Origin of the sequence: Aquincola tertiaricarbonis (assembly GCF_000969605.1) — a bacterium.
GTDB lineage: Bacteria > Pseudomonadota > Gammaproteobacteria > Burkholderiales > Burkholderiaceae_C > Aquincola > Aquincola tertiaricarbonis.
The window spans coordinates 138,997-163,956 of sequence record NZ_JZUE01000004.1; the positions used below are offsets into that span (position 1 = coordinate 138,997).

The 24,960-nt window shown below is 72.8% G+C and carries 17 protein-coding genes and 1 pseudogene; 10 read left to right on the forward strand and 8 right to left on the reverse strand.

Going from position 1 to position 24,960, the window contains the following annotated elements:
* Positions 1–3,030, forward strand: a complete 3,030-nt coding sequence (locus tag VO99_RS06445) for a putative bifunctional diguanylate cyclase/phosphodiesterase (protein ID WP_157039466.1) — start codon at positions 1–3, stop codon at positions 3,028–3,030.
* Between the two features lie 54 nt (positions 3,031–3,084).
* On the opposite strand, the gene VO99_RS06450 is transcribed toward VO99_RS06445, so the two are convergent.
* Complete coding sequence (locus tag VO99_RS06450; protein WP_046111987.1) at positions 3,085–4,047, reverse strand: tripartite tricarboxylate transporter substrate binding protein; 963 nt, start codon at positions 4,045–4,047, stop codon at positions 3,085–3,087.
* Complete coding sequence (locus tag VO99_RS06455) at positions 4,044–5,111, reverse strand: tartrate dehydrogenase (RefSeq protein WP_046112155.1); 1,068 nt, start codon at positions 5,109–5,111, stop codon at positions 4,044–4,046. Before VO99_RS06455 ends, VO99_RS06450 begins: the two co-directional genes overlap by 4 nt.
* A gap of 175 nt (positions 5,112–5,286) precedes the next feature.
* Between VO99_RS06455 and VO99_RS06460 the strand changes: the two genes are divergently transcribed.
* Together VO99_RS06460 and VO99_RS06465 are read left to right on the forward strand one after the other, a co-directional pair.
* A complete protein-coding gene (locus VO99_RS06460; RefSeq protein WP_046111988.1) occupies positions 5,287–6,213 on the forward strand; it encodes a LysR family transcriptional regulator in 927 nt (308 codons plus the stop codon).
* Between the two features lie 113 nt (positions 6,214–6,326).
* On the forward strand, positions 6,327–7,844 hold the full coding sequence (locus VO99_RS06465; protein WP_046111989.1) for a methyl-accepting chemotaxis protein: 1,518 nt from the start codon (positions 6,327–6,329) through the stop codon (positions 7,842–7,844).
* A 10-nt stretch (positions 7,845–7,854) separates the two neighbouring features.
* Here VO99_RS06465 and VO99_RS06470 read toward each other — a convergent pair whose 3' ends face one another.
* Entirely contained in the window at positions 7,855–8,277 is a 423-nt protein-coding gene (locus tag VO99_RS06470; RefSeq protein WP_157039467.1) for a response regulator, read from the reverse strand.
* Positions 8,278–8,373: 96 nt separating this feature from the next.
* Here VO99_RS06470 and VO99_RS06475 point away from each other — a divergent pair, with 96 nt between their 5' ends.
* The gene (locus VO99_RS06475; protein ID WP_046111990.1) at positions 8,374–9,150 is read left to right on the forward strand and encodes an SDR family NAD(P)-dependent oxidoreductase; all 777 of its coding nucleotides are present in this window, start codon (positions 8,374–8,376) and stop codon (positions 9,148–9,150) included.
* 30 nt (positions 9,151–9,180) lie between these two features.
* Here the strand turns inward: VO99_RS06475 and VO99_RS06480 are convergent, their stop codons facing one another.
* Positions 9,181–9,858 carry a Crp/Fnr family transcriptional regulator gene (locus tag VO99_RS06480; RefSeq protein WP_046111991.1) on the reverse strand — a complete coding sequence of 226 codons (678 nt, stop codon included), beginning with the start codon at positions 9,856–9,858 and terminating at the stop codon, positions 9,181–9,183.
* 111 nt (positions 9,859–9,969) lie between these two features.
* On the opposite strand from VO99_RS06480, the gene xth reads away from it, so the two are divergent.
* Together xth and ligD are read left to right on the forward strand one after the other, a co-directional pair.
* A complete protein-coding gene (gene xth, locus VO99_RS06485; protein ID WP_046111992.1) occupies positions 9,970–10,746 on the forward strand; it encodes an exodeoxyribonuclease III in 777 nt (258 codons plus the stop codon).
* Positions 10,747–10,750: 4 nt separating this feature from the next.
* Positions 10,751–13,339, forward strand: coding sequence for a DNA ligase D (gene ligD, locus VO99_RS06490; RefSeq protein WP_046111993.1), 2,589 nt, complete (start codon positions 10,751–10,753; stop codon positions 13,337–13,339).
* On the opposite strand, the gene VO99_RS06495 is transcribed toward ligD, so the two are convergent.
* The gene (locus VO99_RS06495; protein WP_052736133.1) at positions 13,336–13,731 is read right to left on the reverse strand and encodes an META domain-containing protein; all 396 of its coding nucleotides are present in this window, start codon (positions 13,729–13,731) and stop codon (positions 13,336–13,338) included. The genes ligD and VO99_RS06495 overlap by 4 nt on opposite strands.
* 111 nt (positions 13,732–13,842) lie before the next feature.
* Positions 13,843–14,679, reverse strand: a complete 837-nt coding sequence (locus tag VO99_RS06500) for a class I SAM-dependent methyltransferase (protein ID WP_046111994.1) — start codon at positions 14,677–14,679, stop codon at positions 13,843–13,845.
* Between the two features lie 94 nt (positions 14,680–14,773).
* Between VO99_RS06500 and VO99_RS06505 the strand changes: the two genes are divergently transcribed.
* Positions 14,774–16,804 carry a BTAD domain-containing putative transcriptional regulator gene (locus VO99_RS06505; protein WP_232315283.1) on the forward strand — a complete coding sequence of 677 codons (2,031 nt, stop codon included), beginning with the start codon at positions 14,774–14,776 and terminating at the stop codon, positions 16,802–16,804.
* Here the strand turns inward: VO99_RS06505 and VO99_RS06510 are convergent.
* Both VO99_RS06510 and VO99_RS28650 read right to left on the reverse strand, forming a co-directional pair.
* Positions 16,744–18,726, reverse strand: coding sequence for a sensor domain-containing diguanylate cyclase (locus VO99_RS06510; RefSeq protein WP_046111995.1), 1,983 nt, complete (start codon positions 18,724–18,726; stop codon positions 16,744–16,746). The genes VO99_RS06505 and VO99_RS06510 overlap by 61 nt on opposite strands.
* 369 nt (positions 18,727–19,095) lie before the next feature.
* Positions 19,096–19,506, reverse strand: a pseudogene (locus VO99_RS28650) (response regulator transcription factor); the annotation flags it as partial.
* Positions 19,507–19,839: 333 nt separating this feature from the next.
* On the opposite strand from VO99_RS28650, the gene VO99_RS06525 reads away from it, so the two are divergent.
* The 3 genes from VO99_RS06525 to VO99_RS06535 all read left to right on the forward strand — a co-directional run bounded on the left by VO99_RS06525 (position 19,840) and on the right by VO99_RS06535 (position 24,906).
* Entirely contained in the window at positions 19,840–22,944 is a 3,105-nt protein-coding gene (locus VO99_RS06525) for an amidohydrolase family protein (RefSeq protein ID WP_046111997.1), read from the forward strand.
* Between the two features lie 89 nt (positions 22,945–23,033).
* Positions 23,034–23,810, forward strand: a complete 777-nt coding sequence (locus VO99_RS06530) for a hypothetical protein (protein ID WP_157039468.1) — start codon at positions 23,034–23,036, stop codon at positions 23,808–23,810.
* Positions 23,797–24,906 carry a hypothetical protein gene (locus tag VO99_RS06535; RefSeq protein WP_046111999.1) on the forward strand — a complete coding sequence of 370 codons (1,110 nt, stop codon included), beginning with the start codon at positions 23,797–23,799 and terminating at the stop codon, positions 24,904–24,906. Before VO99_RS06530 ends, VO99_RS06535 begins: the two co-directional genes overlap by 14 nt.
* Positions 24,907–24,960: the final 54 nt, after the last annotated feature.

Genomic DNA, 24,960 nt, shown 5'->3' on the forward strand with positions numbered 1-24,960 from the left:
ATGTTGTCCCGCCTCGTCAGGCACTGGCCGGTGCTGGTCGCGCTGCTGTTGTGCGCCTATGCGGCCGCGCTGCTGCACAACGCCTTCCACGCCCAGGCCCAGCTGCGGCTGGCCGCCGATGCCCGCGTGGCCGCGGACAACCGCCGCGTGGCCCTGGTGCTGGCCGACCTGCTGGCCGAGCGCCGCCGCGCCGCCGAGGACCTGGCCGCCCTGCCCGAGATACGCAGCTACCTGGCCAACAAGGCGCTGGGCATGTCGGGCCGCTATGGCCTGAATGCCAACATCGGCGCCATCGAGGCGGCCTTCGACGCCGACCGTGCCCGCCACGCCACGCCCGGCGCACCGGCCACGCTGGCCATCGCCCTGCATGACGAGCAGGGCGACCTGGTGGCCCGCTCGGCCGTGCCCGCGCTGCAGGACGAGGTGCACCGCCTGCCGCCAGCCACAGCGCAGGCGCCGCAGATCCGCATCGACCACGCGGCCGGCCGGCTGGTGACCACGGTGCCGGTGCCCTACAAGGAGGGCCATGCCGGCATGCTGGTGACGGTGGTGGAGCTGTCCACGCTGGCGCGCAAGCTGGTGTCCTCCCCCGCCTACCGGGAGCTGCTGCTGCACGGCGACGATGCGCAGCCGCTGCTGGGCACCGCCGACGGCCTGGAGCCCGCGCTGCTGGCCCGGCTGGCGCGCCTGCCGGCCGGCCAGCTCACCGCGCTGGATGCACGCCTGCTGGCCATCCGCAGCCCGCTGCCGGAAGCCGGGCTGTGCGTGGTCTCGCTGGTGGCGGCCGAGGAGGTCTACCACGACCTCACCTCCCGCACGCTGCTGTATGCGGCCGGGGTGGTGCCGGTGGCGCTGCTGCTGGGCGCACTGCTGTACGTGCGCATGCGCAACCGCACCGAGCGGCTGCAGATCGCGCTGGAAGGCGGCGGCGAATGCGTGTGGGAATGGGATGTACAGCGCGGCCGCTGGGGCTATTCGGAGCGCTGGCTGAAGATGCTGGGCATGGGCGCCGGCCAGGCCGGCACCACCACCCAGGCCTGGGAGCAGCGACTGCATCCCGAGGACCGCGCGGCCGCGCTGAAGGCGCTGCACGACCACCTGGACGGCCAGCTGCCCACCTACGATTCCGAGCACCGGGTGCTGGACGGTGCCGGCCACTGGCGCTGGGTGCGCGACAGCGGCATGGTGGCCCGGCGCGATTCGCGCGGCCAGGCGCTGGCGATGATCGGCAGCAGCAGCGACATCGATGCCCGCAAGCGCATCGAGGCCAGCCTGCAGGCCAGCGAGCAGCGCTTCCGCACCATCTACGACGGCATCGGCGAGGCGCTGTTCATCGTCGACATCAACAGCCTGCAGGTCATCGACGGCAACCAGCGCACGGTGGAGATGTTCGGCCACGACCTGCCCGCGCTGCGCTGCCTGCCGCTGTCCGGCCTGAGCGCCGGCACGCCGCCGCACGACGCCCTGGCCCTGGCGCGGCGCAGCGCGCAGGCCGCCGAGGGCCTGCCGCAGGTGTTCGAATGGCGGGCCCGCGCCGCCAACGGCCGCGAGTTCTGGGTGGACATGAGCATGCGCCGGGCGCAGCTGGGCGAATGCGAGGACCGGCTGCTGGTGCTGGTGCGCGACATCTCCGACCGCAAGCAGTCGGAGGAGACCATCTGGCGCCAGGCGAACTTCGACGGCCTGACCGGGCTGCCCAACCGCCGCATGTTCCATGCGCGGCTGGAGTCGGAGATCCACCGCTCGCGCCGCAGCGGGCTGCCGCTGGCGGTGCTGTTCCTGGACCTGGACCGCTTCAAGGAGATCAACGACACGCTGGGCCACCACATCGGCGACGTGCTGCTGCTGGAAGCGGCGCGGCGCATCGGCCGCTGCGTGCGCCAGTGCGACGTGGTGGCGCGCTTTGGCGGCGACGAGTTCACCGTGGTGCTGCCCGACCTGCCCCAGGCGGCCGACGCCGACCGCGTGGTGCAGGACATCCTGGCCGCGCTGAACGAACCCTTCCGCCTGGAAGGCGAGCTTGTCTATACATCCGGCAGCGTGGGCATCGCGGTGCACCCGGCGGATGCGGCCGATGCCGACACCCTGCTCAAGCATGCCGACCAGGCGATGTATGCCGCCAAGGCCGCCGGCCGCAACCGCGCGGTGCGCTTCGTGCCGGCCATGGTGAGCGCGTCGCACTCCAAGCTGCGCCTGACCAGCGAGCTGCGCGCGGCCATCGGCAGCCCGCAGTTCCGGCTGGTGTACCAGCCCATCGTGGACCTGGCCAGCGGCCGGCTGCTCAAGGCCGAGGCGCTGCTGCGCTGGCAGCATCCGCAGCACGGGCCGATGAGCCCGGCCGATTTCATCCCGGTGGCAGAGGACACCGGCCTCATCGTGGCCCTGGGCGACTGGGTGTTCCGCGAGGCGGCACGGCAGGTGCTGGCCTGGCGGGAGGCCACCGGCCTGCCGCTGTCGGTGAGCGTGAACGTGTCGCCGGTGCAGTTCCGCGCCTGCGACCAGCTGCACCTGCAATGGACCCGCTACCTGCAGGAGATCGGCCTGCCCGGCGCGGCGATCACGCTGGAGATCACCGAGAGCCTGCTGCTGGAAGGCCATGCCGGCGTGGCCGCGCAGCTGGCCGCCTTCCGCGAGGCCGGCGTGCGGGTGGCCATCGACGACTTCGGCACCGGCTACTCGTCGCTGTCGTACCTGAAGAAGTTCCCGATCGACGGGCTGAAGATCGACCAGTCCTTCGTGCGCAACCTGGCGCCGCAGTCCGAGGACATGACGCTGTGCGAGGCCATCATCGCGCTGGCGCACAAGCTGCAGCTGGGCGTCACCGCCGAGGGCGTGGAAACCGCGCTGCAGCAGCGCCTGCTGGCGGATGCCGGCTGCGACGAGGCGCAGGGCTACTGGCTCTCACGCCCGCTGGAGGCGGCCGACTTCGGCGCGCTGCTGCTGCGCGGCCACAGCGCCTCTGCAAACCGCGGCATCGGCGCCGACGAAGGCTCGGCCGGCACCGGTGCCGGCATGCCGACGCTGAAGTAGCCCGCCAGGTGCAGCCCGCTGGCCGGCGTGGCCGGCGGCGGCGAGCCGCGGCCCTCAGTCGATGGACACCTTGGCGTTCTTCACCAGCCGGGCGTACTTGTCGGTGTCGTCCTTGATCTGGCGGGCCATCTGCTCGGGCGTGTTGCCGATGGGCTCGGCGCCGATCTCCTGCATGCGCTGGCGGAACTCCGGCGACTGGATCACCTTCACCATCTCCGTGCTCAGCCGCGCCACCACGTCCTTGGGCGTGGCCGCGGGCGCCAGCACGCCGAACCAGGTGCCGAGGTCGAAGCCCTTCATGCCGGCCTCGTCCATGGTGGGCACGTCGGGCAGCGCGGAGCTGCGCTTGGCCGTGGTCACCGCCAGCGCCTTCAGCTTGCCGGCCTTGATGTGCGGCAGCACCGGCGTCACCGTGTCGAACGACATCTGCACCTGGCCCCCGATGAGGTCGGTGGTCAGCGGGCCGCTGCCCTTGTAGGGGATGTGCAGCAGCGGGATGCCGTTCAGCTCCGCGAACTGCGTGCCGATCAGGTGCTGCGCGGTGCCGTTGCCGTTGGAGCCATAGGTGAACGGGTTGGGCGCGGCCTTGGCCAGCGCCACCAGCGACTTCACGTCGGTGGCCGGCGTGGTGGCGCCGATCACCAGCACATTGGGCACCAGGGCCACGGTGGTGATGGGTGCCAGGTCCTTCTGGAAGTCGTAGGGCAGCTTCTTGTAGACGCTGGTGGCGATGGTGTGGTGCACCGCGCCCATCAGCAGCGTGTAGCCGTCGGGCCTGGCCTTGGCCACGTAGTCGGCGCCCAGCGTGGCACCGGCGCCGGGCTTGCTCTCGACGATGACCGTCTGGCCCAGCGACTGCTGCAGCTTGTCGGCCAGCGCGCGGGCCAGCACGTCGGTGGTGCCGCCGGCCGGGAACGGCACGACGAGGGTCACCGGCTTGCTGGGCCAGGCCTGGGCCATGGCCGCGGGCGCCGCAGCCAGGGCGGCGGCGGCGACCAGGAACGCGGCGCGCTTCATGCCAGCACCGCCTGGCACACGGCCTCGGTCACCTGCGCGGTGGTGGCGCTGCCGCCCAGGTCCCGGGTGTGCAGGCGCTTGTCCGCGGTCACCTGCTCGATGGCGGCCATCACGCGGCGGGCAGCCTCCTGCTCGCCCAGGTGCTCCAGCAGCATCACCACCGACCAGAAGGTGCCCACCGGATTGGCCAGGCCCTGGCCCATGATGTCGAAGGCCGAGCCGTGGATGGGCTCGAACATCGACGGGAAGCGCCGCTCGGGGTCGATGTTGCCGGTGGGCGCGATGCCCAGGCTGCCGGCCAGTGCGGCGGCCAGGTCGCTCAGGATGTCGGCATGCAGGTTGGTGGCGACGATGGTGTCCAGCGACGCCGGCCGGTTGATCATGCGGGCGGTGGAGGCGTCCACCAGTTCCTTGTCCCAGGTGACGTCCGGGAACTCCTTCGACACCTGCAGCGCGATCTCGTCCCACATCACCATCGCATGGCGCTGCGCGTTGCTCTTGGTGATGACGGTGAGCAGCTTGCGCGGCCGCGACCGCGCCAGCTGGAAGGCGAAGCGCATGATGCGCTCGACCCCGGCGCGGGTCATCATCGATACGTCGGTGGCCGCCTCGATCGGGTGGCCCTGGTGCACCCGGCCGCCCACGCCGGCGTACTCGCCTTCGGAGTTCTCGCGCACGATGACCCAGTTCAGGTCCTCGGGGCCGCAGCGCTTGAGCGGGCCGTCGATGCCCGGCAGGATGCGGGTGGGCCGCACGTTGGCGTACTGGTCGAAGCCCTGGCAGATCTTCAGCCGCAGGCCCCACAGCGTGACGTGGTCGGGGATGTGCGGATCGCCGGCGGAGCCGAACAGGATGGCGTCCTTGTCGCGCAGCGCGTCCAGTCCGTCGGCCGGCATCATCTCGCCGTGCGCGCGGTACCAGTCGCCGCCCCAGCCGAAGTTCTCGAACTCGAAGCGGAACGCGCTGCCCGACCGCGCCAGCGCTTCCAGCACCTGCTGGCCGGCGGGCACCACTTCCTTGCCGATGCCGTCACCGGGGATGGTGGCGATGCGGTATGTCTTCATCATGTGTCTCCAGGAATGCTGGATTCACTGTAGGTTCGGCCTGCGGTGCCCGCGCGCTGCGCCGGTTAATCCGTCGTTCACCTGAAGTTAACGATCCCCCGGGAATTCCCGCGATTGCATGCAGGCCGCCGTCGGCGCGCTACCGTGCCTGCAGCGTTCAACCAGGGACCCCGCCATGGCCTCCGTCATTCTTCCGGCCGACCTCGGCTTCTTCTCCACGCTGGCGATGGCCGGCAGCCTGAGTGCCGCCGCGCGGGAGCTGGGCATCAGCACGCCGGCGGTCAGCAAGCACCTGGCGCTGATGGAAAGCCGCATCGGCGTGGCGCTGGTCAACCGCACCACGCGCCGCATGAGCCTGACGCCCGAGGGCGAGCTCTACCTGGAACATGCGCGGCGCATCCTCGGCGAGATCGACGGCCTGCAGGAGCTGCTGGGCGTGGCCAGCTCCACGCCCAAGGGGCTGCTGCGCATCAATGCCACGCTGGGCTTCGGCCGCACGCATGTGTCGCCGCTGATCAGCAAGTTCGTGCGCCGCCATCCCGGCGTGGAAGTGCAGCTGCAGCTGTCGGTCAACCCGCCGCCGCTCACCGACGATGCCTACGACGTCTGCATCCGCTTCGGCGAGCCGCCCGATTCGCGCGTGGTGTCGCGCCGCATCGCGCCCAACCGGCGCGTGCTGTGCGCCTCGCCGGCCTACCTGGCCCTGCACGGCACGCCCAAGGTGCCGCACGACCTGGTCAGGCACAACTGCATCGGCATCCGCCAGGGCGAGGAAGCCTATGGCGTGTGGCGGCTGACCAGCGGCCGCGGCCGCCATGCGGTGACCGAAGCGGTGAAGACCCGCGGCAACCTGGCCACCAACGATGGCGAGATCGCGGTCAACTGGGCGCTCGAAGGCCTGGGCATCGTGATGCGCGCCGAATGGGACATCGGCCGCCACCTGCGCAGCGGCCGCCTGGTGCAGGTGCTGCCCCACCATGCCACGCCCGATGCCGACATCTACGCCGTCTACCCCCAGCGCCACCAGCTGGCCGCGCGGGTGCGGGCCTTCGTGGACTTCATGGCGCAGTCGTTCAGCCAGCAGGCCACAGCGCGCGCCTGAGCCGGTGGCCGTGCAGGCTGCAGCCGGCGGAGTTCCCGCCACCGGGGGCGGCTTCCGTGAAGTTCGGCGCAGTGCGGCCGATATGAAGGCGACACCAATCACCTTCGGCACGCATGTCACTCCGTACCCGCATCCTCGTCCTCTGCAGCGCCGCCTTGTGCGGCATGCTCGTCCTCGGCGGGCTGTCGCTGGCCAGCCTGAGGCACACGATGCTCAGCGAACGGGGCAACCAGCTCACCACGCTGGTGGTGCTGGCCCGTTCCACGCTGGAGGAACTGCATGAGCAGGAGAAGGCCGGCAAGCTCACCCGCGAATCGGCGCAGCAGCAGGCCAAGCGCGTACTGGGCAGCCTGCGCAAGGACGAGCGCTACTACTTCGTGCGCGGCTACCACGACGACGTGACCCTGGTGCATCCCAACCCCAAGCGCGTGGGCATCGTCGACCCCAAGGGCGGCCGCGAGGCCGGCGAGCGCTACCGCGCCGCGATGCAGGGCAAGGAAGTGGGACTGCTGGTGGCCCCCGGCACCCGCCCGGGCGTGGAAGGCAAGGTCGACAAGATGTATGCCGTGCTGCACTTCCAGCCCTGGGACTGGACAGTGGGCTTCGGCGACTACATCGACGACGTGGAGACCGCCTTCTGGCGCGAAGCCGCGCTGCTGGTGGGCGTGGGCGGTGCGCTGATGGCGGTGGTGGGTGGCCTGGGCTGGGCGATCTCCCGCCGCATCTACCGCGAGCTGGGCGGCGAGCCCGACTATGCGCTGCAGATCGTGCGCCGCATCGGCGCGGGCGACCTGTCCGTCCACGTGGACCTGAAGCCCGGCGACGCCCACAGCCTGCTGGCGGCCATGCAGCAGATGCAGCGGGGCCTGGCCAGCACGGTGGGCAGCATCCGCAGCAGCACCGACACCATCGCCACCGCCTCGGGCGAGATCGCCGCCGGCAACCTGGACCTGTCGGCCCGCACGGAAGCCCAGGCCAGCGCGCTGGAGCAGACGGCCGCCTCCATGGAGCAGCTGACCGCCACCGTCAAGCACAACGCCGACAACGCCCGCCAGGCCAACGAGCTGGCGCTGTCGGCCTCGCAGGTCGCCAGCCGCGGCGGCGCGGTGGTGGGCCAGGTGGTGCAGACGATGTCGTCGATCAGCGCCTCCTCGCGCAAGATCGCCGACATCATCGGCGTCATCGACGGCATCGCCTTCCAGACCAACATCCTGGCGCTGAATGCCGCTGTCGAAGCCGCCCGCGCCGGCGAGCAGGGCCGCGGCTTCGCGGTGGTGGCCTCCGAGGTGCGCGGCCTGGCCCAGCGCTCGGCCCAGGCCGCGCGCGAGATCAAGGGCCTGATCGGCAGCTCGGTGGACATGGTGGAAGCCGGCACCAGGCTGGTGGACGAGGCCGGCGCCACGATGCAGGAGGTGGTGGGCAGCGTTCAGCGCGTGACCTCGGTGGTGGCCGAGATCACCACCGCCACCCGGGAGCAGACCGCCGGCATCGAGCAGATCAACCAGGCCATCGCCCAGATGGACCAGACGACCCAGCAGAACGCCGCGCTGGTGGAGCAGGCCTCGGCGGCCGCGATGTCGCTCAGCCAGGAAACCAGGAACCTGGTGAAGGCCGTCGGCACCTTCGCCTGACGGCGCGGCTTCAGCCGCCTCGCATCTTCACCACCGGTGCCCGCGGGCGCCGGCTGTGCACCACCTGCAGCACCTCCTGCAGTGCATCGGGGCACATCGGCTTGGTGAGGAAGAGGTCGAAGCCGCGCTGCAGGCACAGGCCTTCGGTGCGGCCGTCGGCGCGGCCGGTCAGGCACACCATCACCGGCCGGTGGCGCAGCGCCAGCACGTCGCGGATGCCGTTCATCACCGCGCAACCGTCCTCGGCGCCCAGCGCCAGGTCCACGATCACCAGCTCGGGCAGCACGTCCATCGCCGCCTGGATGGCCGAGCGGGCGTCATGCCGCGCGGTGGCGGTGCAGCCCAGCTCCTGCAGCAGCTGCGCCAGGCTGTCCGCGCAGTCCACGTCGTCGTCCACCACCAGCACCCGTGGCGTTGCCCGTTTCGTCGTCATGCGGCCCTCCTGCTGCACCAGTGCGCTGCAGCAATCCCCGTGCCGCCTCGCCCCGCTTAGACTGGCCCGCCGAAGGACAGGCACAGGAGGCAAGCCATGGGCGAACGCAAGGTGGCCGTGATCACCGGCGGCGGCACCGGCATCGGCGCGGCCACGGCCATGCTGCTGGCCGGCAAGGGTTACCAGCTGCTGGTCAACTATTCGCGCAGTGCCGAGGAGGCCGAGCGCACCGCCGCCGACTGCCGCGCCGCCGGCGCCGATGCGCTGGCGATGCAGGGCGACGTGGCCGAGGATGCCGACTGCCGCGCGCTGGCGCAGGCCGCGCTGCAGCGCTGGGGCCGCATCGACGCGCTGGTGAACAACGCCGGCATGTCGGTCTTCGGTGCCGCGGCGCAATGGGAAGCGCTGGATGCAGCGGTGTTCCAGCAGATCCTGGCGGTCAACACCATCGGCAGCTTCCAGATGGTGCGGGCCTGCGCCGAGGCGCTGCGCCAGGCGCAGGGCTGCATCGTCAACGTGTCGTCGGTGGCGGGCGCACTCGGCGTGGGCTCGTCGGTGCCCTACATCGCCTCCAAGGGTGCGATCAATGCGATGACGCTGCACCTGGCACGCGAGATGGCCCCGGCGGTGCGGGTGAATGCGGTGTGCCCAGGCATGGTCACCTCGCGCTGGTTCGTGCAGGGCGTGGGGCAGCAGGGCTTCGAGGCCGGCCTGGCCAGCTACCAGGCGGGCGTGCCGCTGGCGCGGGCCTGCACGCCGGAGGACGTGGCGGAGGCCATCGTGTGGCTGGTGGACGGTGCACGCACCGTCACCGGCGAGCTGCTGATGCTCGACAGCGGCATGCACCTGGCGGGCCTGCGGCCGCCACGGTAGGCGCCGGTCGGCCGGGGGCCGGGCGGCGGGTCAGCGCGCGGCGGCGGGCTCGGGCTGCTCGAACAGCTGGGTGGCGCCGTCCTCGCGGGTGCGGATGAAGCCGTCGGCCTCCAGCTGGCACATCACGCGGCTGACCATCTCGCGGGAAGCCCCCACCAGCTTGGCCAGGTCCTGGCGGCACACGCGGGCGCGGATCAGCTGCGCGCCGTCCACCGTCACCGCCAGCGCCTTCAGCTTCTCGATCACGCGGCCGCGCACGTCCAGCAGCGCCAGCGACTGGATGCCGTTGTCGGCTGCGCGCAGCCGGCTCACCAGGCCCCGCATCACCGCATGCGCCAGCGTGTCCTGCGCCGGCAGCAGGCCGGCCAGGTCGCTGCGGCGGATCACCAGCACGTCGGCCTTGGTGTCGGCCCGCACCGAGGCGGAATGGATGCCGTCGTCCAGCAGGCTCATCTCGCCCACGTGGTCGCCGGCGCCCAGCAGGGCCAGCGTCACCTCGCGGCCGGCATCGTCGCTGCGGATCACGCGGGCGCGGCCGTTGAGGAAGATCACCAGCGCGGCCGAGCGGGCGCCCTGCTTCAGGATCAGCTCGTTGCGCGACACGCGCCGCTTGACGACCGATTGCGCGATGACCCGTGCGGCCTCGTCGCTCAGGCCGGAGAACAGCGGCACGCGCCGCAGCAGATCGACTTCACTCAGGATGGCCATCGGAACAACTCCATGTCAGTCAGCAGACTCGGCTTGTCTTCGGCCCCGCGGCGGCCGACTTGAATGCAGGGCCATCGCCCGCCCCGGCACACCGGTTGCCAAGCGCCGGGCATGCGGGTGGCCAGCTGGAATGTCAACAACGTCAACAAGCGGCTGCCGCTGCTGCTGGCCTGGCTGGAGGCGGTCAAGCCCGACGTGGTGGCCCTGCAGGAGCTGAAGTGCACCGGCGCGCAGTTCCCGCGCGCGGCACTGGAAGCCGCCGGCTACCAGGCCCTGGTGGCCGGCCAGTCCAGCTGGAACGGCGTGGCCCTGCTGTGCCGCGGGGCCGAGCCGCTGCCCATCCGCAGCAGCCTGCCCGGCGACGAGACTGACCGCCAGGCCCGCTACATCGAGGCCGCCATCCACGGCATGGTGGTGGCCTGCCTGTACCTGCCCAACGGCAACCCGTGGCCGGGCCCCAAGTTCGACTACAAGATGGCCTGGTTCGAGCGGCTGCTGGCCCATGCGCAGGGGCTGTGGCAGTCCGGCCATCCGGTGCTGCTGGCCGGCGACTTCAACGTGGTGCCCACCGATGCCGATGCCCATGCGCCCGAGCGCTGGCGCGACAACGCGCTGCTGCAGCCCGAGCCGCGCCAGGCCTGGCAGCGGCTGCTGCAGCAGGGCTGGACCGATGCGCTGCGCCATTGCCATCCCACGCAGCGGCACTACACCTTCTGGGACTACCGGCGCAACCACTGGCAGCGCAATGCCGGCCTGCGCATCGACCACCTGCTGCTCAGCGCCGCGCTGGCGCCGCGGCTGCAGCAGGCCGGCGTGGACCGCGAGGTGCGCGGCATCGAGGACAGCAGCGACCATGCGCCGGTGTGGCTCACGCTGCGCGACGAGTGACGCCATGGCCGCCGCCAAGCCTTCCACCGCCGAAGCACCGCTGGCACGCTACAACGCCAAGCGCAACTTCCAGCGCACCGCCGAGCCGGCCGGGCTGCCCGCGCCGCAGCAGGAAGCACCCCGGCCGCTGGCCTACGTGATCCAGAAGCACTGGGCCTCGCGCCTGCACTACGACTTCCGGCTGGAGCTGGACGGCGTGCTGCTGAGCTGGGCGGTGCCCAAGGGCCCGTCGTTCGACCCGGCGGTCAAGCAGATGGCCATCCAGGTGGAGGACCATCCGCTGGCCTACGGCAGCTTCGAAGGCACCATCCCGAAGGGCCAGTACGGCGCCGGCACCGTCATCGTGTGGGACCAGGGCAGCTGGGAGCCGGTGGGCGATGCGCGGGCCGGCCTGCAGCGCGGCAAGCTGCTGTTCAAGCTGCATGGGCAGAAGCTGGCCGGGCTGTGGGAGCTGGTGCGCATCTCCAGGCCCGGCAGCGACGACAAGCAGCCGCAGTGGATGCTGTTCAAGAAGCGCGGCGACGCCTGGGCCCGGCCGACCGCCGAGTACGACGTCATCAGTGCGCTGCCCGACAGCGTGGTGACGCATCCGCTGGGCCTGCTGGAGCAGCACGACGACGGCCCCGACCTGTCCGCCGCCCGCCGCGCGACCCTGCCCGCCCGGCTGGCGCCGCAACTGGCCACGCTGGCCGCCGCCCCGCCGGCCACCGGGCCGGACGCGCTGCAGTGGGTGGCCGAGAGCAAGTTCGACGGCTACCGCATGCTGGCGCGCATCCAGCGCGGCGCGGTGCGGCTCATCACCCGCAACGGCCACGACTGGAGCGACCGCCTGCCGGGCCTGGTCGCCGCGGTGCAGGCGCTGGGCATCGATGCCGCCTGGCTGGACGGCGAGATCGTGGTGATGAACGATGCCGGCGTGCCCGACTTCAACCGGCTGCAGAACGCCATCGACGACGGCCGCGGCGCGCAGCACATCGTGTACTTCGTGTTCGACCTGCCCTACCTGGGCGACCAGGACCTGCGCGCCGTGCCGCTGCGCCACCGCCGCGCGGTGCTGCAGGCGTTGATGGCCGAGCGGGCCGACGGGGCCGGCACGCAGGTGCAGTTCAGCCAGGCCTTCGATGCGCCGCCGGCGCAGCTGCTGGCCGCGGCCTGCCGGATCGGGCTGGAAGGCGTGATCCTCAAGCAGGCCGATGCGCCCTACGTGTCCGGCCGCACCGAGACCTGGCTCAAGCTCAAGTGCCAGCACCGGCAGGAATTCGTGGTGGTGGGCTTCACCGACCGCGCCGGGGCGCGCGCCGAGGTGGGCAGCCTGCTGCTGGCCTACCACGAGGCGCCCGACGGCGGCCGCGCGGCCGGGGCGCTGCGTTCGGCCGGCTCGGTGGGCACCGGCTGGAGCACCGCCACCGCGCGCGAGCTGCACCAGATGCTGCTGGCGCTGGAGACGTCGCAGCCGGCCATCGACCCGGCCACGGTGAAGCCCGGCCGCTGGTCGCGCCGCACCGCGGGCAGCGAACGCTGGGTGCGGCCGGAGCTGGTGGTGGAGGTGGCCTTCGCCGAATGGACGCCCGAAGGCCATGTGCGGCATGCCACCTTCCGCGGCGTGCGCAGCGACAAGCCCGCGCGGGAGATCCGCCGCGAGCAGGCCACCGCCAGCCCGGCAACGGCAATGGCCACCGCTGCCGCACCGCCGCCCGCCGCGCCCGGGCGGAAGGTGACCAATCCGCAGCGGGTGATCGACCCCAGCACCGGCATCACCAAGCTGGCGCTGGTGCGCTACTACGAGAGCATCGCGCCGTGGATGCTGCCGCACCTGAAGGACCGGCCGGTGTCGCTGGTGCGGGCGCCGCAGGGCATCACCGCCGAGCTGTTCTTCCAGAAGCATCCGGAGACCCGCATGCCCGGCCTGCGCGAGCTGGACCCGGCGCTGTGGCCCGGCCATGCCGCGCTGCTGGCGGTGGACACGCCCGAGGCCCTGGTGGCCGCCGCGCAGATCAACGTGGTGGAGTTCCACACCTGGAACTCCACCACCCGCCACATCGACAAGCCCGACCGGGTGATCTTCGACCTGGACCCCGGCGAAGGCGTGGCCTGGCCGCAGCTGCAGGAAGCCGCGCTGCTGATGCACACGCTGCTCACCGAGCTGGGCCTGCAGGCCTGGCTGAAGACCTCGGGCGGCAAGGGACTGCACGTGGTGGTGCCGCTGGCGCCGCGGCTGGCCTACGACAAGGTGAAGGCCTTCTCGCAGGCGGCGGTGCAGCACATGGCCCGCACCATCCCGCAGCGCTTCGTGGCCAAGTCGGGAGGGGGCAACCGGGTGGGCAAGATCTTCATCGACTACCTGCGCAACGGCCATGGCCAGACCACGGCGGTGGCCTTCTCCGCCCGCGCGCGGCCGGGCATGGGCGTGTCGATGCCGGTGGACTGGGCGCAGCTGCCCGCGCTGAAGGGCGGCGCGCAGTGGACCATCGCCACCGCGCGGGAGTACCTGTCGTTCCAGCAGCAGGACCCCTGGGCCGGCTACTGGACCTGCCGGCAGACGCTGGGCGCCGCGCTGAAGAAGCTGCCGCCCACGGGCGCAGCAGCAGGCTAGGGAAAGCGGGTGCCGCGCAGCACGCCGCGGCCGGCGCCGTCGCGCAGCTCCAGCAGGCCATCGGGCCGCACGCGGGCGGTGCGGGCGTTCTCCAGCGCGGTGAGGATGCGGTCCTCCTGCTCCATGGCCAGCGGCCCGCAGGCGCGGCGGGTGGTCACCACCGGGCCCACGCGCAGGCGGTCGCCTTCCAGCACGTAGCTGCCGCTCAGCGTGTTGCAGCTGGTGTGGCCGGTGAGCGCACCGCCTTGGCCGAAGTCCAGCCGGGCCTGGCTGCGGTCGAGCAGGGGTTCCTGCTGCGCCTGGTCCACCCGCCACAGGCCGTCCACCACCAGGGCCGGCGGCGCCGGTGCCGGTGCCGGTACGGCGCAGCCGCCCAGCATGCCGAGCGCCACCAGCGCTCCTGCCACCCGCCTCGCCCGCCGCCCATCGCACTTCATCCGCATCGGCCAACTCCTGCCCCCGGACCACCGGGGCGGCCGGTTATAGCAGCCGCCGCGGCGGCCTCACCGCCGGGTGATCACCACCTCCAGGTATTCGCTGGGCACCACCAGCGTGCCGGGACCGCCGCGGTTCAGCGACTCCAGCAGCGCCAGGATGTCCTGCGCCAGCGCCTGCGCACGCTCGGGCGGCAGCGAGGCAAAGGCCTTGTGGGTGGGCCCGTACCAGGTGCGGAACACGTCCAGGAAGTGCTCGGCCGAGCGGTAGCGGAACTGGAAGAGCCGCGGCACGGCCTGCAGGCGGGCCGCCTGCCCGCCGAACAGCGCCTGCAGATGCGCCTCGGTGCCCCAGAGCGAGGGCGGCTGCACGCCGGCCGGCGGCGGCAGGTGGCGGCCCAGCGTCTTGAACAGCTGGCCGATGAAGCCGCCTGGCGTCCAGTTGGCCAGGCCGATGCGGCCGCCCGGCCGGCACACGCGCAACAGCTCCTGCGCGGCCACCGCATGCCGCGGCGTGAACATCACGCCGAAGGTGGACAGCACCACGTCGAACGAGGCATCGGCAAAGGGCAGCTGCTCCGCATCGGCGGCCTGGAAGCTCACTTCGAGCCCCTCGGCACGCGCTCGCTCGGCGCCGCGCTCGAGCAGCGCGGGCACGTAGTCGGTGGAGGTGACGCGGCCGCCGCGGCGTGCTGCGGCCAGCGTGGCATTGCCGTTGCCGGCGGCCACGTCCAGCACCTGTTCGCCCCAGTGTAGGTCGCAGGCCTCGGCCAGCTGCTCGCCCACCAGCTGCAGCGTGGTGCCGATCACCGCGTAGTCGCCGGATGCCCAGGCATCGCGCTGCCGCGCCTTGAGGGCCGAAAGATCCGGCGCCGCCGGGGTGGTAGAGGAAGACAATGGGTCCATGTCGGGTCTCCTGCCGGGTGAAGCGGCCACTGTGCGCGGCGCCGGTGGAAAGCCGCGTGGGAGCGCCCGTGGAAACTGAACGCGAGGTGGTGGCGTGCAGTCGCTCGGCGATGCGGTGGGGCGGGATGGAGCGGCGGAGGTGGAAGCCGGATCGCCGGCCGATGCGCTGTCGCTGTGCCTGCTGGGCCCGCTGACGTTGCGCCGCGGGCCAAGGCCGATGCCGCTGCCAGCCTCGCGCAAGGCCCGGGCGCTGCTGGCCTACCTGGCGATGTCGCCCCGGCCGGTGGCCCGGGATGCGCTGTGCGGGCTGCTGTGGCAGCTGCCCACCGACCCGCGCGGCGAGCTGCGCTGGTGCCTGAGCAAGCTGCGTGGCGTGGTGGACCAGCCGGGGCATCCGCGGCTGCTGGCCACCGACGGCGGCGTGCGGCTGGCGCTGCATGCGCACGAGGTGGACGTGCTGCGCATCGAGCGGGCCCTGCGGCCGGCAGATGCTTCTCCAGCCCCTCGCCCGCCGCCGGACGCCGACCTGCTGCGCGGGCTGCTGGGCGCTTTCCAGGGCGAATTCCTCGAAGGCCTGGCACTGCAGAACAGCCCGCCGTTCGACGCCTGGCTGCAGGGCCAGCGCCGGCGGCTGCGGGCGCTGCAGGCCGGCCTGCTGCAGGCGCTGGTGGACCTGCTGCCGCGGCAGGCGGACGAACGCATCGAGCTGCTGGGCCGCTGGCTGCAGCTGGCGCCGCTGGACCTGGCCGCGCACGAGCGGCTGCTGCAGGCGCTGGCCGCGCAAGGCCGCTGGCCGGAAGCGCAGCAGCACCTGCAGGCGGCGATGCAGCAGTTCGCGGCGCAGCGGGTGGACGCGATGGCGCTCAGCCAGGCCTGGCAGCAGGCACGGCTGGGTGCGGCGCCTTCGCCCCGGCCGGCAGCCGTGGCCCAGGGCGCGCCGGCCGGACGCGCCTCCATCGCGGTGATGCCCTTCACGGAGCTGCAGGCCGGCGGCGACGGCCGCAGCCCGCTGGGCGCCTGGCTCGCCCATGACGTCACCACCCGGCTGGCCAAGCTGCGCACGGTGTTCGTCATCGCGCAGGCCAGTGCGGCGGCGCTGGCGGGCCAGGGCCTGGCCGCCGGCGCCGCTGCCCAGGCCTTGAACGTGGGCTACGTGGCCAGCGGCAGCCCGCACCGCGACCGGCAGGCGCTGCGCCTCGACGTGCAACTGGCCGAAGCCGCCGGCGCCCGCATCGTGTGGGCCGACGTCTTCAGCGCGCCGCTGGGCGACCTGCTGGACGTGCTGGAACAGCTGGGCGACCGGCTGGTGAACGCGCTGGCCAGCCAGGTGGAGATCGCCGAGCGGGCCCGCGCGGTGCTGCTGCCGCCCAGCGAACTGGACGCCTGGCAGTCGCACCACCGCGGCCTGGGCCTGATGTACCGCTTCGACGCGGCGGACAACCGGCAGGCGCAGGGCTTCTTCCAGGCCGCGCTGCGGCGCGATCCGCACTTCGCACGGGCCCATGCCGGCCTGTCCTTCACCCATTTCCAGGACGCCTTCCTCGGCTGGCAGCCGCGTGCGCTGGCGGTGCAGCAGGCCTGGCGCGCCGCGATGCAGGCCGTGGAAGCCGACGAGCAGGACCCCGCCGCCCGCTGGGCGCTGGGCCGCGCGCACTGGCTGCGCGGCCAGGTGCCGCAGGCGCTGTGCGAGCTGGAGACGGCGCTGCAGCTCAGCCCCAGCTTTGCGCAGGGCCACTACACCCGCGCCTTCATCCTGGCGCAGTCCGGCGATGCGCTGCAGGCCATTGCCGCCAGCGACCATGCGCGGGCGCTGAGCCCCTACGACCCGCTGGTGTTCGCGATGCTGGCGGCGCGGGCCCTGGCGCTGGTGCGCCTGGGCCGCCACGAGGAAGCCGCCGATTCGGCGCTGAAGGCGGCGGCGCGGCCGCATGCGCATGTGCACATCCTGGCCATCGCGGCGCTGTGCCTGGCCCTGGCCGGGCGCTGGCCGCAGGCCCGCGCGGTGGTGGACAGCCTGCAGCCGCGGTCGCCGGGCTACCGGCTGGCGGACCTGCTGGCGGCGTTTCAGCTGTCGGAGGAGGCCAGCGCGCTGCTGTCCAGCGTGGCGCCGCGCGTGGGGCTGTGAGGCCCGGCGCACTCGTCCGGGGCCACCGCCAGCCGGCCCTTGCCGCCGCGCTTGGCGGCCAGCATCGCCCGGTCGGCCGCGCTCAGCAGCTCGGCCGGATCGGTGATGGCGGCGCTGGAGGTGGCCACGCCGGCGCTGGCGCCCACCTGCACCTCCCGCCCGTCGGGCAGCACGATGGGCGCATTCACCGCGGCCACCACCCGCTCCAGCACCTTGCGCCAGCCGTCGCCGGCCAGCGGCTGCAGCACCAGCACGAACTCGTCGCCGCCGATGCGGGCCACGGTGTCGGTGGTGCGCACCTGCGCCGCCATGCGGCGGGCCACCTCCACCAGCAGCAGGTCGCCGGCGTCGTGGCCATGGGCATCGTTGACCGCCTTGAAGCCGTCCAGGTCCCTGTAGCACACGGCCACCTCGTCGCCCGGGCGGCGGCGCGCGGCCAGGCCCTGCTGCAGCCGCTCCAGCAGCAGCACGCGGTTGGGCAGCTGGGTCAGCGCGTCATGGCGGGCGGCATGGCTCAGGTGGTCGTGCGCCTCGCGGGTGGCAGTGGCATCCACCGCCATCCAGAAGGTCTCGTGCTCGGACAGGCGCATGCCGTTGAGGTCCACCCACAGCTCGTCGCCCGACTTGCGCCGCATGCGCACCTGCGCGCGGTAGTTGGCGCCGCTCAGCAGCAGCGGATAGGCCTCGCGGCCCACGCGGTGGAAGGTTTCCTCGTCGGCATACAGCAGGCGCATCGGCTGGCCTTCCAGCTCGCCGTCGCCGTAGCCCAGCAGCGTCTCGAAGGCCCGGTTGCGCCAGGTGATCATGCGCTGCTCCAGCTTGATCATGCCCACCAGGTCGTTGTTGAGCATGGCCGTCTGCTCGGCCAGCAGGCTGCCGATGCGCTGCTGCGCCTGGCGCTGCGCCAGCGCATGGGCGGTGATGGCCTGCATGGCGCCGGCCTCGCGGGCGCCGAAGCGGTACACCGCCGCGGTGGCCAGGCCCACCAGCGCCCAGGCCAGCGCGGCCATCAGCCCCACCTGCCAGGCCTGGTGGTACCAGGGCGCGAAGAAGCGGTCGTTGCTGACGCCGGCGAACACCGTCAGCGGCCAGCCCTCCACCGCGCGGTAGGCGGTGGTGCGGTACATGCCGTCCACCGCCACGCGGGAGACGAAGGCGCCGCCGCCCGGCTTGGCCGCGACGGCGTCGGCCAGCTGCTGGGAGACCGAGACCGTGCCCGCATCGCCCTGCGAGCCGCCGCCGGGCGAGCGGCGGGCCACCAGCCGCAGGTCGGGCGTGCGCAGGGCCATCGCATCGCCCAGGCCCAGGTCGTAGCGGTCGAACACCTGGGCGAAGTGCTCCACCGTGAGGGTGGCATACATCGCGCCGGCGAAGCGGCCGGACACCAGCACCGGCCGCACCACCGCGATGACCCAGTGGCCCGAGGCGCGCGAGCGGAAGGGCCCGGCCAGGATGGGCCGGTCGCCGCGGTGGTTCAGCGCCTGCTGGAAGTATTCGCGGTCGGCCACCGAGGTGAAGGTGGTGGACGGCCAGCCCCAGGCCACGCGGCCGCTCTCGTCGGACATGCGCAGCGATTCCACGCCCTTGAGCAGGCGGTAGCGGCTGCGCAGCAGCGCATCGATGGCAGGGCCGTCGTTGGCGCTGCGCAGGCCAGTGCGCTGCATGTCGTCCAGCGTGGCCTGCATCACCGAGTCCACCTGCGCCAGTTCGCTGCCGATGTTGAGCTGCGCCACCGCCGCCAGGCCCTCGGCCAGGTTGAGCGCACGGGTCTCGTAGCCGCGCTTGGTCGACTGCAGCACCGACCACACCAGGCTTGCCAGCAGCAGGCCCACCAGCAAGTTGGCCAGCAGCAGCCAGCGCATCAAGCGGCCGCGCTTGGCGACGACTCGATCGACCAGGGACTGGGGGTTGGAATTCGGCATGGACTGCTCAACGACATGCTCCGGCGCGCAGGGCCGCCGGCTGCCGGACCCGCAAGCCCGGCGAAAAACACCTACAACTCGATCTTTCCGTACTGCCGCGGCGTGGGCGAGGCGGCCACGGCCCGCCAGACCTCCAGCGCCTGCGGCGTGGCCGGAATGCGCATGCGGGCGCACCAGCTGACGAAGGCGGGATCGGTGGTGTCGGCCGAGTTCGCTCGGGCGTCGATGGGAGGCAGAGCGCTGGGAACTGCAGGGGGCGACTCGGGGGGCATCCTTGCACTATCGGTGCAAGCGGCCCCCGGCTTGAATCAGAGGTAGCGGGTGCTTGCCTGCCTGTTCGGCGGAAGCCGCGGGCACGTCGTCGGCCGGCCGCAGGTGTTCCACCGCGAACTTCACCAGCTCGCCCGGGCTGCCCAGGTGCAGCTTGCGCCGCAGGTGCAGCCGGTGCGCCTCCACCGTGCGCACCGACAGGCCCAGCGCCTGGGCGATGCGGCGGTTGCCGGCGCCCTGCGCCAGCCACTGCAGCAGCGTGCGCTCGCGCGGCGTTAGCCGGACCGGCGCCGCATGCAGGGCCACCGGCGGCGGGCCATGCAGGTCCACCGCCAGCCGGTGCAGGGCCTGCAGCGCTTCCTCCAGCCGCTGCACCGAGCGCTGCACGCCCTGCTGCAGCCGCCGCTGCGAGGCGGGCAGGTTCGATGCGGTCTCGACCAGCAGGCCCTGCAGCGCCAACCGGGTGACCACCAGCTGCTGCGCCACGCCGTCGTGCAGTTCCGCTGCCAGGCGCCGGCGTTCCTGGCGCCGCGCCTCGGCCTGGCTGCAGCCGCAGTCCGCCGCCTGCACGGGCAGCGGGGTGGGCCTGCCTGAGCCGCTTGCCTGCATCCGCCAACACCTCCTGCCCCGGTGGGGGCCGGGCCAGTCTAGGCCCGCATGCACCAGCGTGGTGAACAGGGCTTGTGTCCGTTTGCGTCCGGGCCTGCAGGCCCGACCGCGTAGTTCCGCGTAGGGGATCGGCCGGTGCGCCGGGCGCGGGGCAGTCCCCAGAATGGGTTGCACCGGGCCGCCCGCCGCACAGACCGGCACCTTCCACAAGGCCCCTGCCAGGAGACAGAGCACATGAAGCGACATGCATGGATCGCAGGCGTGGCCGTGGCCGTCCTGCTCGGCGGCTGCCCCTTCGACGACGACGACGATGACGACGGCCCCGGCCGGCCCGAGGAGCTGAGCGGACTCAGCGGCTCGGTGCGCGACGTGACGGTGGAGCTGCGCGAAGGCACCAACATGGCCGCCTCCCCCTCGCCGGATGGCCGGCGCATCGTGTTCTCGGCCCAGGGCGCGCTGTGGGTCATCGACGCCCAGGGCGGCGAGGCCCGGCGCATCACGCCGTGGACGCTGGAGCCCACCGCGCCGGTGTGGTCGCCCGACGGTCGCAGCATCGTCTTCCAGAACTACACGCTGGACGGCAACTACCACCTCTGGCGCATCGACCCCGACGGCGCCAATGCCACCGAGCTGACCACCGGCCCCTACGACGACCGCGAGCCCGCCTGGACGCCCGACGGCACCGCGCTGGTGTTCGCCTCCGACCGGGGCAACGACGGCAACTACAAGATCTGGCGCTACACCCTGGCCAGCGGCGCCTACCAGCAGGTCACCCAGGGCGCCGGGGCGGAGAGCAACCCGATCGTGTCGCCCGACGGCACGAAGGTGGTCTTCGTCGACACCAACAACCTCTACACCGTGCCGGCCGCCGGCGGCGAGCGCACGCTGGTGGGCCCCGGCATCGCCCCGGCCTACAACCGCGATGGCTCCGCCCTGGTGTACCAGACCCCGGCGCGGGTGCTGACGGTGGGCGGCACGCCGGTGTCGGGCAGCGAGGACCTGTTCGGCTTCCCGGTGCGCTGGATGCCCGACGGCCGCATGCTCTACACCGCCGACGGCAAGCTGCGCACACGCGACGCCAGCGGCGGCAATCCCACGGACATCGGCTTCACCGCGCAGCTCAGCGTGCGGCGGCCGGTGATCACCGCCACCAAGGACCGCGGCTTCGACCGCCTGGCGCCGCGGCCGGTCACCGGCGTCAGCGCGCCGGCGCTGTCGCCCGATGGCCGCAGCGTGGCCTTCGTGGCGCTGAACGACGTCTGGGTGATGAAGATCGGCGAGGCACCGGTGCGCCTGACCGACGACCTGGACCGCGACGGCAGCCCGCAATGGACCCGCGACGGCAGCGCGGTGTACTTCTCCACCGAGCGCGGCAACGCCGGCGCGCTGGCCATCGACCAGGTGGTGGTGGCCACCGGCGTGCGCACGCGGCTGGGCGCCATCGCGGCCAAGTCGATGGTCACGCCGATGATGTCGCCCGACGGCAGCCGCATCGCCTACACCACCGGCTCGGGCCAGCTGGAGCTGTGGAACGTCGCGGCGCAGTCGGCCGAGGTGGTCATCCCGCAGGTGAGTTCGCAGGTGAGCACGCCGCAGTGGCTGCCGGGCGGCGACAAGATCGTGCTGGTCGACAACGAGCGCATGAACAACCGCTTCCGCGAGGGTTACAACGCGCTGCGGGTGATCGACCTGGCCACCAAGACCGCGGTCTTCCACCGCGTGGCCGAGCGGCCGCGGCAGATCTCCGACCGCGAGGAAGGCGCGGCGGTGGTGTCGCCCGACGGCACGCAGGTGGCCTTCGTGATGGACTCGGTGCTGCATGTGATGCCGCTGGGCGCCGGCGGCGTGCCATCGGGCCCGCCGCGCGCCATCACCACCGAGGCGGCCGACCTGCCCTCCTGGGCCGGTGATTCGCGCACGCTGCTGTACAAGGCCGGCACCCGGCTGCGCACGGTGCAGGCCGACGGCAGCGGCGCGGCTGACGTGCCGCTGTCGCTGGACTGGCAGCCCGCCGTGGGCCCGGCCACCACCATCGTGCGCGCCGGCCGCCTGTGGGACGGCCGCAGCGAGACGGTGGCCACCGACGTGGACATCGTCATCAGTGGCCACCGCATCACCGCCATCCGGCCGCACCAGGCCGGCGCCGAGACCTCGGCCGACCGCTACATCGACGCCAGCGCGCTGACGGTGATGCCCGGCCTGTGGGACCCGCACGTGCATCCGCTGACGCTGTACCAGGGCGGGCAGTTCGGGCAGATCTCGGCGCTGATGCTGGCCTACGGCATCACCAGCACGCAGTCGGTGGCCGGGCCGCTGCACCAGAGCATCGAGATGCGCGAATCGCTGGAGGCCGGGCGGCTGGTGGGGCCGCGGGTGTTCGTCTCGCCGCCGCTGTGGGAGGGCAACCGGCTCTTCTACAGCTTCGCCCGCACCCTGCGCACCACCGAGGTGGCCGAGATGGAGATCGCCAAGGCGCGCGCGATGGGCGTGGACTACATGAAGTCGTACGTGCGGGCGCCCATTCCCGTCATGACCCGCATCGCGCAGGCGGGGCTGGACGAAGGCATTCCCACCGGCACCCACATGCTGTCGCCGGGCGCGGCCACCGGCATCGGCGGCACCACGCACCTGTCGGCCACGCAGCGCATGGGCTATGGCTGGGCGAAGTCGCTGAACGGCATCACCTACCAGGACGCCTTCGACCTGCATGCCAAGGCCGACTTCCATGTGGTGGACACGCTGTTCTCGTCGATGGCGCTGGTGGGCCAGGACCCCAGCGTGCTGCTGGGCGAGCGCTTCGCGCTGCTGGTGCCGCCCAACTTCGTGGCCGGGCTGCTGGCCACGCCGGTGCCCACGGCGGAGACGCTGGCCACCATCCGGCGCGATGCGGCGCAATCGCAGAAGGTGGCGGATGCCGGCGGGCTGCTGGCCATCGGCACCGACTCGCCCCTGGTGGCGCCGGGCATCGGGCTGCACATGAACCTGCGCGGCTCGGGGCTGGTCACCAGCAACCACCGCGCGCTGCAGAACGTGACCATCAATGCCGCGCGCATGAGCTACCTGGACAAGGACCTGGGCACGGTGGAGCCCGGCAAGCTGGCCGACCTGGTGATGGTGCGCGGCAATCCGCTGGAGGACCTGAAGAACGCCGCCAACGTGGAGATGGTGATGAAGAACGGCGTGGCCCGCACGGTGCCCGAGATCCTGGCGCCCTTCCGCACGCCGCAGGCGCTGGCGGCACGCTCGGAATCGCTCAAGGCCTGGCGGCGCATGTGCCTGTTCCGCGGCTTCGGCGTGCAGGACGAGGCCTGCCACGGCAGCACCATGCATGCGCACTGACGGCCGCCGCGCCCATCTCTAGAAGGTAGGGATCGACGGCCGCGGCACCCGGCCCGATAACCGTCATCGGCCGATGCGAGGGGATGCCGATGCGGAGATCGAGGTGCCGGGCCGCCAGCCTGCTGGCCCTGGCCGGGCTGGTGGCGGGGCCGGCCGGGGCCTTCGAATGCGCGCGGGTGCAGCCCAGCAGCAGCCGCATGCCGGCCTATCGGCCGGTGCCCGATGCGGCCCGCTGCGAAGGCTTCTACGAACGCACCGTCTCCCAGCCCTTCGTGGAACTGGTCTCGCTCACCCGCGCGCCGCTGCCGCCGACCACCACCGGCCCGCTGCTGTGGCAGGCCGAGGCCACCGGCCCGGCCCTGCGGCTGACGGTGCTGCCGCAGCGCTCCACGCCCTTCTACCGTGCCGATGCCGAGCTGCCGCCCGGTCGCCCGGTGGCCTGGGACCCGGCGCCGATGCTGGCTGCCACCGGCCTGCGGCTGGCCGATCTCGGCTTCCTGGCGGTGCCGCTGGCCACCAGCGCAGCCGGCAGCACGTCGGGCCATGCCGATCCGGTCTTCGTGCCGCTGTCGCCTGCCGGGCAGGCGGCGCCACCACTGCAGGCGCATGCGGTGCTGCGGGTGTCGGTGGACGTGGCCGCCATCCGCTGGCGGGCCGCGCCCGATAGCCCGGGTGCCGCCGCGTCGGCGTGGAGCGAGCTGCCGGGCTCGCGGCTCTTCGCCTGGCAGCGCAGCACGCTGCCGCTTCCGATGCCGGCCGATGGCGGCAGCCAGCGCATCGAGGTGCAGGCAGTGGCCGCGGCCGACGGGCGCGCGCTGCCGCTGCTGCGATTCGTGGTGGCCGGCATACGCCATGGCCGGCCCTGAACCGCTGGCGCGGCTGCGCGACGAGGCGCTGGCCCGCTGGACCAGCCGCCTGGCCGACCCCGATGCGCCGCCGGCCGAGCTGCTGGGCCTGCAGCAGCGGCTGCAGATGCTGGACGCCGCGCTGGCCGCGCTGGCGGCACGGCAGCGGCCGCGTGCCAGGCGCTGGGGTGCCGCCGGCTGGCCGGTGCTGCTGGTGGCCACGGTGCTGCTGCTGGCGGCCACGGTGCCGGTGCGCAGCGTGCCGCTGTCGCTGAGCCTGCAGGCCGGCAGCGTCACGCTGCAACTGCCGCAGGCGGTGCAGCTGGAGCTGCCGGCGCAGGCGGGGCCGGTGCGCGCCGAAGGCTTCACCCAGCTGCAGTCCGGCGACGCGGCACTGGAAGACCTGGCCCGCCAGGCCGGTGCCGACCGGCTGCGCATCGAGGCCACCGAGTTGCGCCTGCGCAGCCTGCAGCTGCCGGCCGGCAGCCGGCTCACGCTGCAGGCCGCGGGCGGCCAGCTGCTGCTGCAGGTGGAAGCGCCGGTGCCGCCGGTGGTGGCCGAACTGCAATGGCGCGGCCAGACCCGGCTGCAGCTGGGCGACCTGGTGCAGGCGCGCCCGCAGGCCGACACCGAATGGCTGCGCCTGCAGGCCGGTGATGCGGCCCGCCCCTCTCCCGCGCCGCCGCCGCTGCTGCTGGCCTTGCCGGCGGCCGGCCAGTGGCTGCGCGGGCTGCGGCCGGAGTCGCTGCGCTTCGCCGAGCGGGTGGACGGCGGCGCGGCGGGCGCCGCCGTGGGCTCCAGCCTGAACGAAGGCCTGGTGCAGCTGCCGGCCACCGGCGGCCAGCACCGCCTGGCCGCAGGCGACTGGCTGGAGCTGGACGGCCTGGCGGTGGAACGGCTGGCGCTGCAGGCCACCGGCAGCGGCCTGGCGATGACCGCGAGCGGCAGCGCCACCGGCCTGCGCACCCGCGTGGGCGACTTCGAGCAGTCCCTCAAGCCCAGCCTGCTGGAGATGGTGGCCCGCCACCACCTGGTGGGCCTGCTGTGGAGCGCGGCCGCCATGCTGTGGGGCGCCCTGGCCTGGACCCGCCGGCAGCTGACCGGAGCGGCCGCATGAGCGCCGCCGCCCGGCCGCCCGAAGGCGGCGCGCTTCCCGCTCGGCGGGATCCCG

Excerpts from the sequence above, each read along its gene's own strand:
- VO99_RS06445 (WP_157039466.1), top strand. The coding sequence starts at position 1 with ATGTTGTCCCGCCTCGTCAGGCACTGGCCGGTGCTGGTCGCGCTGCTG.
- VO99_RS06450 (WP_046111987.1), bottom strand. The coding sequence starts at position 4,047 with ATGAAGCGCGCCGCGTTCCTGGTCGCCGCCGCCGCCCTGGCTGCGGCG.
- VO99_RS06455 (WP_046112155.1), bottom strand. The coding sequence starts at position 5,111 with ATGAAGACATACCGCATCGCCACCATCCCCGGTGACGGCATCGGCAAG.
- VO99_RS06460 (WP_046111988.1), top strand. The coding sequence starts at position 5,287 with ATGGCCTCCGTCATTCTTCCGGCCGACCTCGGCTTCTTCTCCACGCTG.
- VO99_RS06465 (WP_046111989.1), top strand. The coding sequence starts at position 6,327 with ATGTCACTCCGTACCCGCATCCTCGTCCTCTGCAGCGCCGCCTTGTGC.
- VO99_RS06470 (WP_157039467.1), bottom strand. The coding sequence starts at position 8,277 with ATGACGACGAAACGGGCAACGCCACGGGTGCTGGTGGTGGACGACGAC.
- VO99_RS06475 (WP_046111990.1), top strand. The coding sequence starts at position 8,374 with ATGGGCGAACGCAAGGTGGCCGTGATCACCGGCGGCGGCACCGGCATC.
- VO99_RS06480 (WP_046111991.1), bottom strand. The coding sequence starts at position 9,858 with ATGGCCATCCTGAGTGAAGTCGATCTGCTGCGGCGCGTGCCGCTGTTC.
- xth (WP_046111992.1), top strand. The coding sequence starts at position 9,970 with ATGCGGGTGGCCAGCTGGAATGTCAACAACGTCAACAAGCGGCTGCCG.
- ligD (WP_046111993.1), top strand. The coding sequence starts at position 10,751 with ATGGCCGCCGCCAAGCCTTCCACCGCCGAAGCACCGCTGGCACGCTAC.
- VO99_RS06500 (WP_046111994.1), bottom strand. The coding sequence starts at position 14,679 with ATGGACCCATTGTCTTCCTCTACCACCCCGGCGGCGCCGGATCTTTCG.
- VO99_RS06510 (WP_046111995.1), bottom strand. The coding sequence starts at position 18,726 with ATGCCGAATTCCAACCCCCAGTCCCTGGTCGATCGAGTCGTCGCCAAG.
- VO99_RS06525 (WP_046111997.1), top strand. The coding sequence starts at position 19,840 with ATGAAGCGACATGCATGGATCGCAGGCGTGGCCGTGGCCGTCCTGCTC.
- VO99_RS06530 (WP_157039468.1), top strand. The coding sequence starts at position 23,034 with ATGCGGAGATCGAGGTGCCGGGCCGCCAGCCTGCTGGCCCTGGCCGGG.
- VO99_RS06535 (WP_046111999.1), top strand. The coding sequence starts at position 23,797 with ATGGCCGGCCCTGAACCGCTGGCGCGGCTGCGCGACGAGGCGCTGGCC.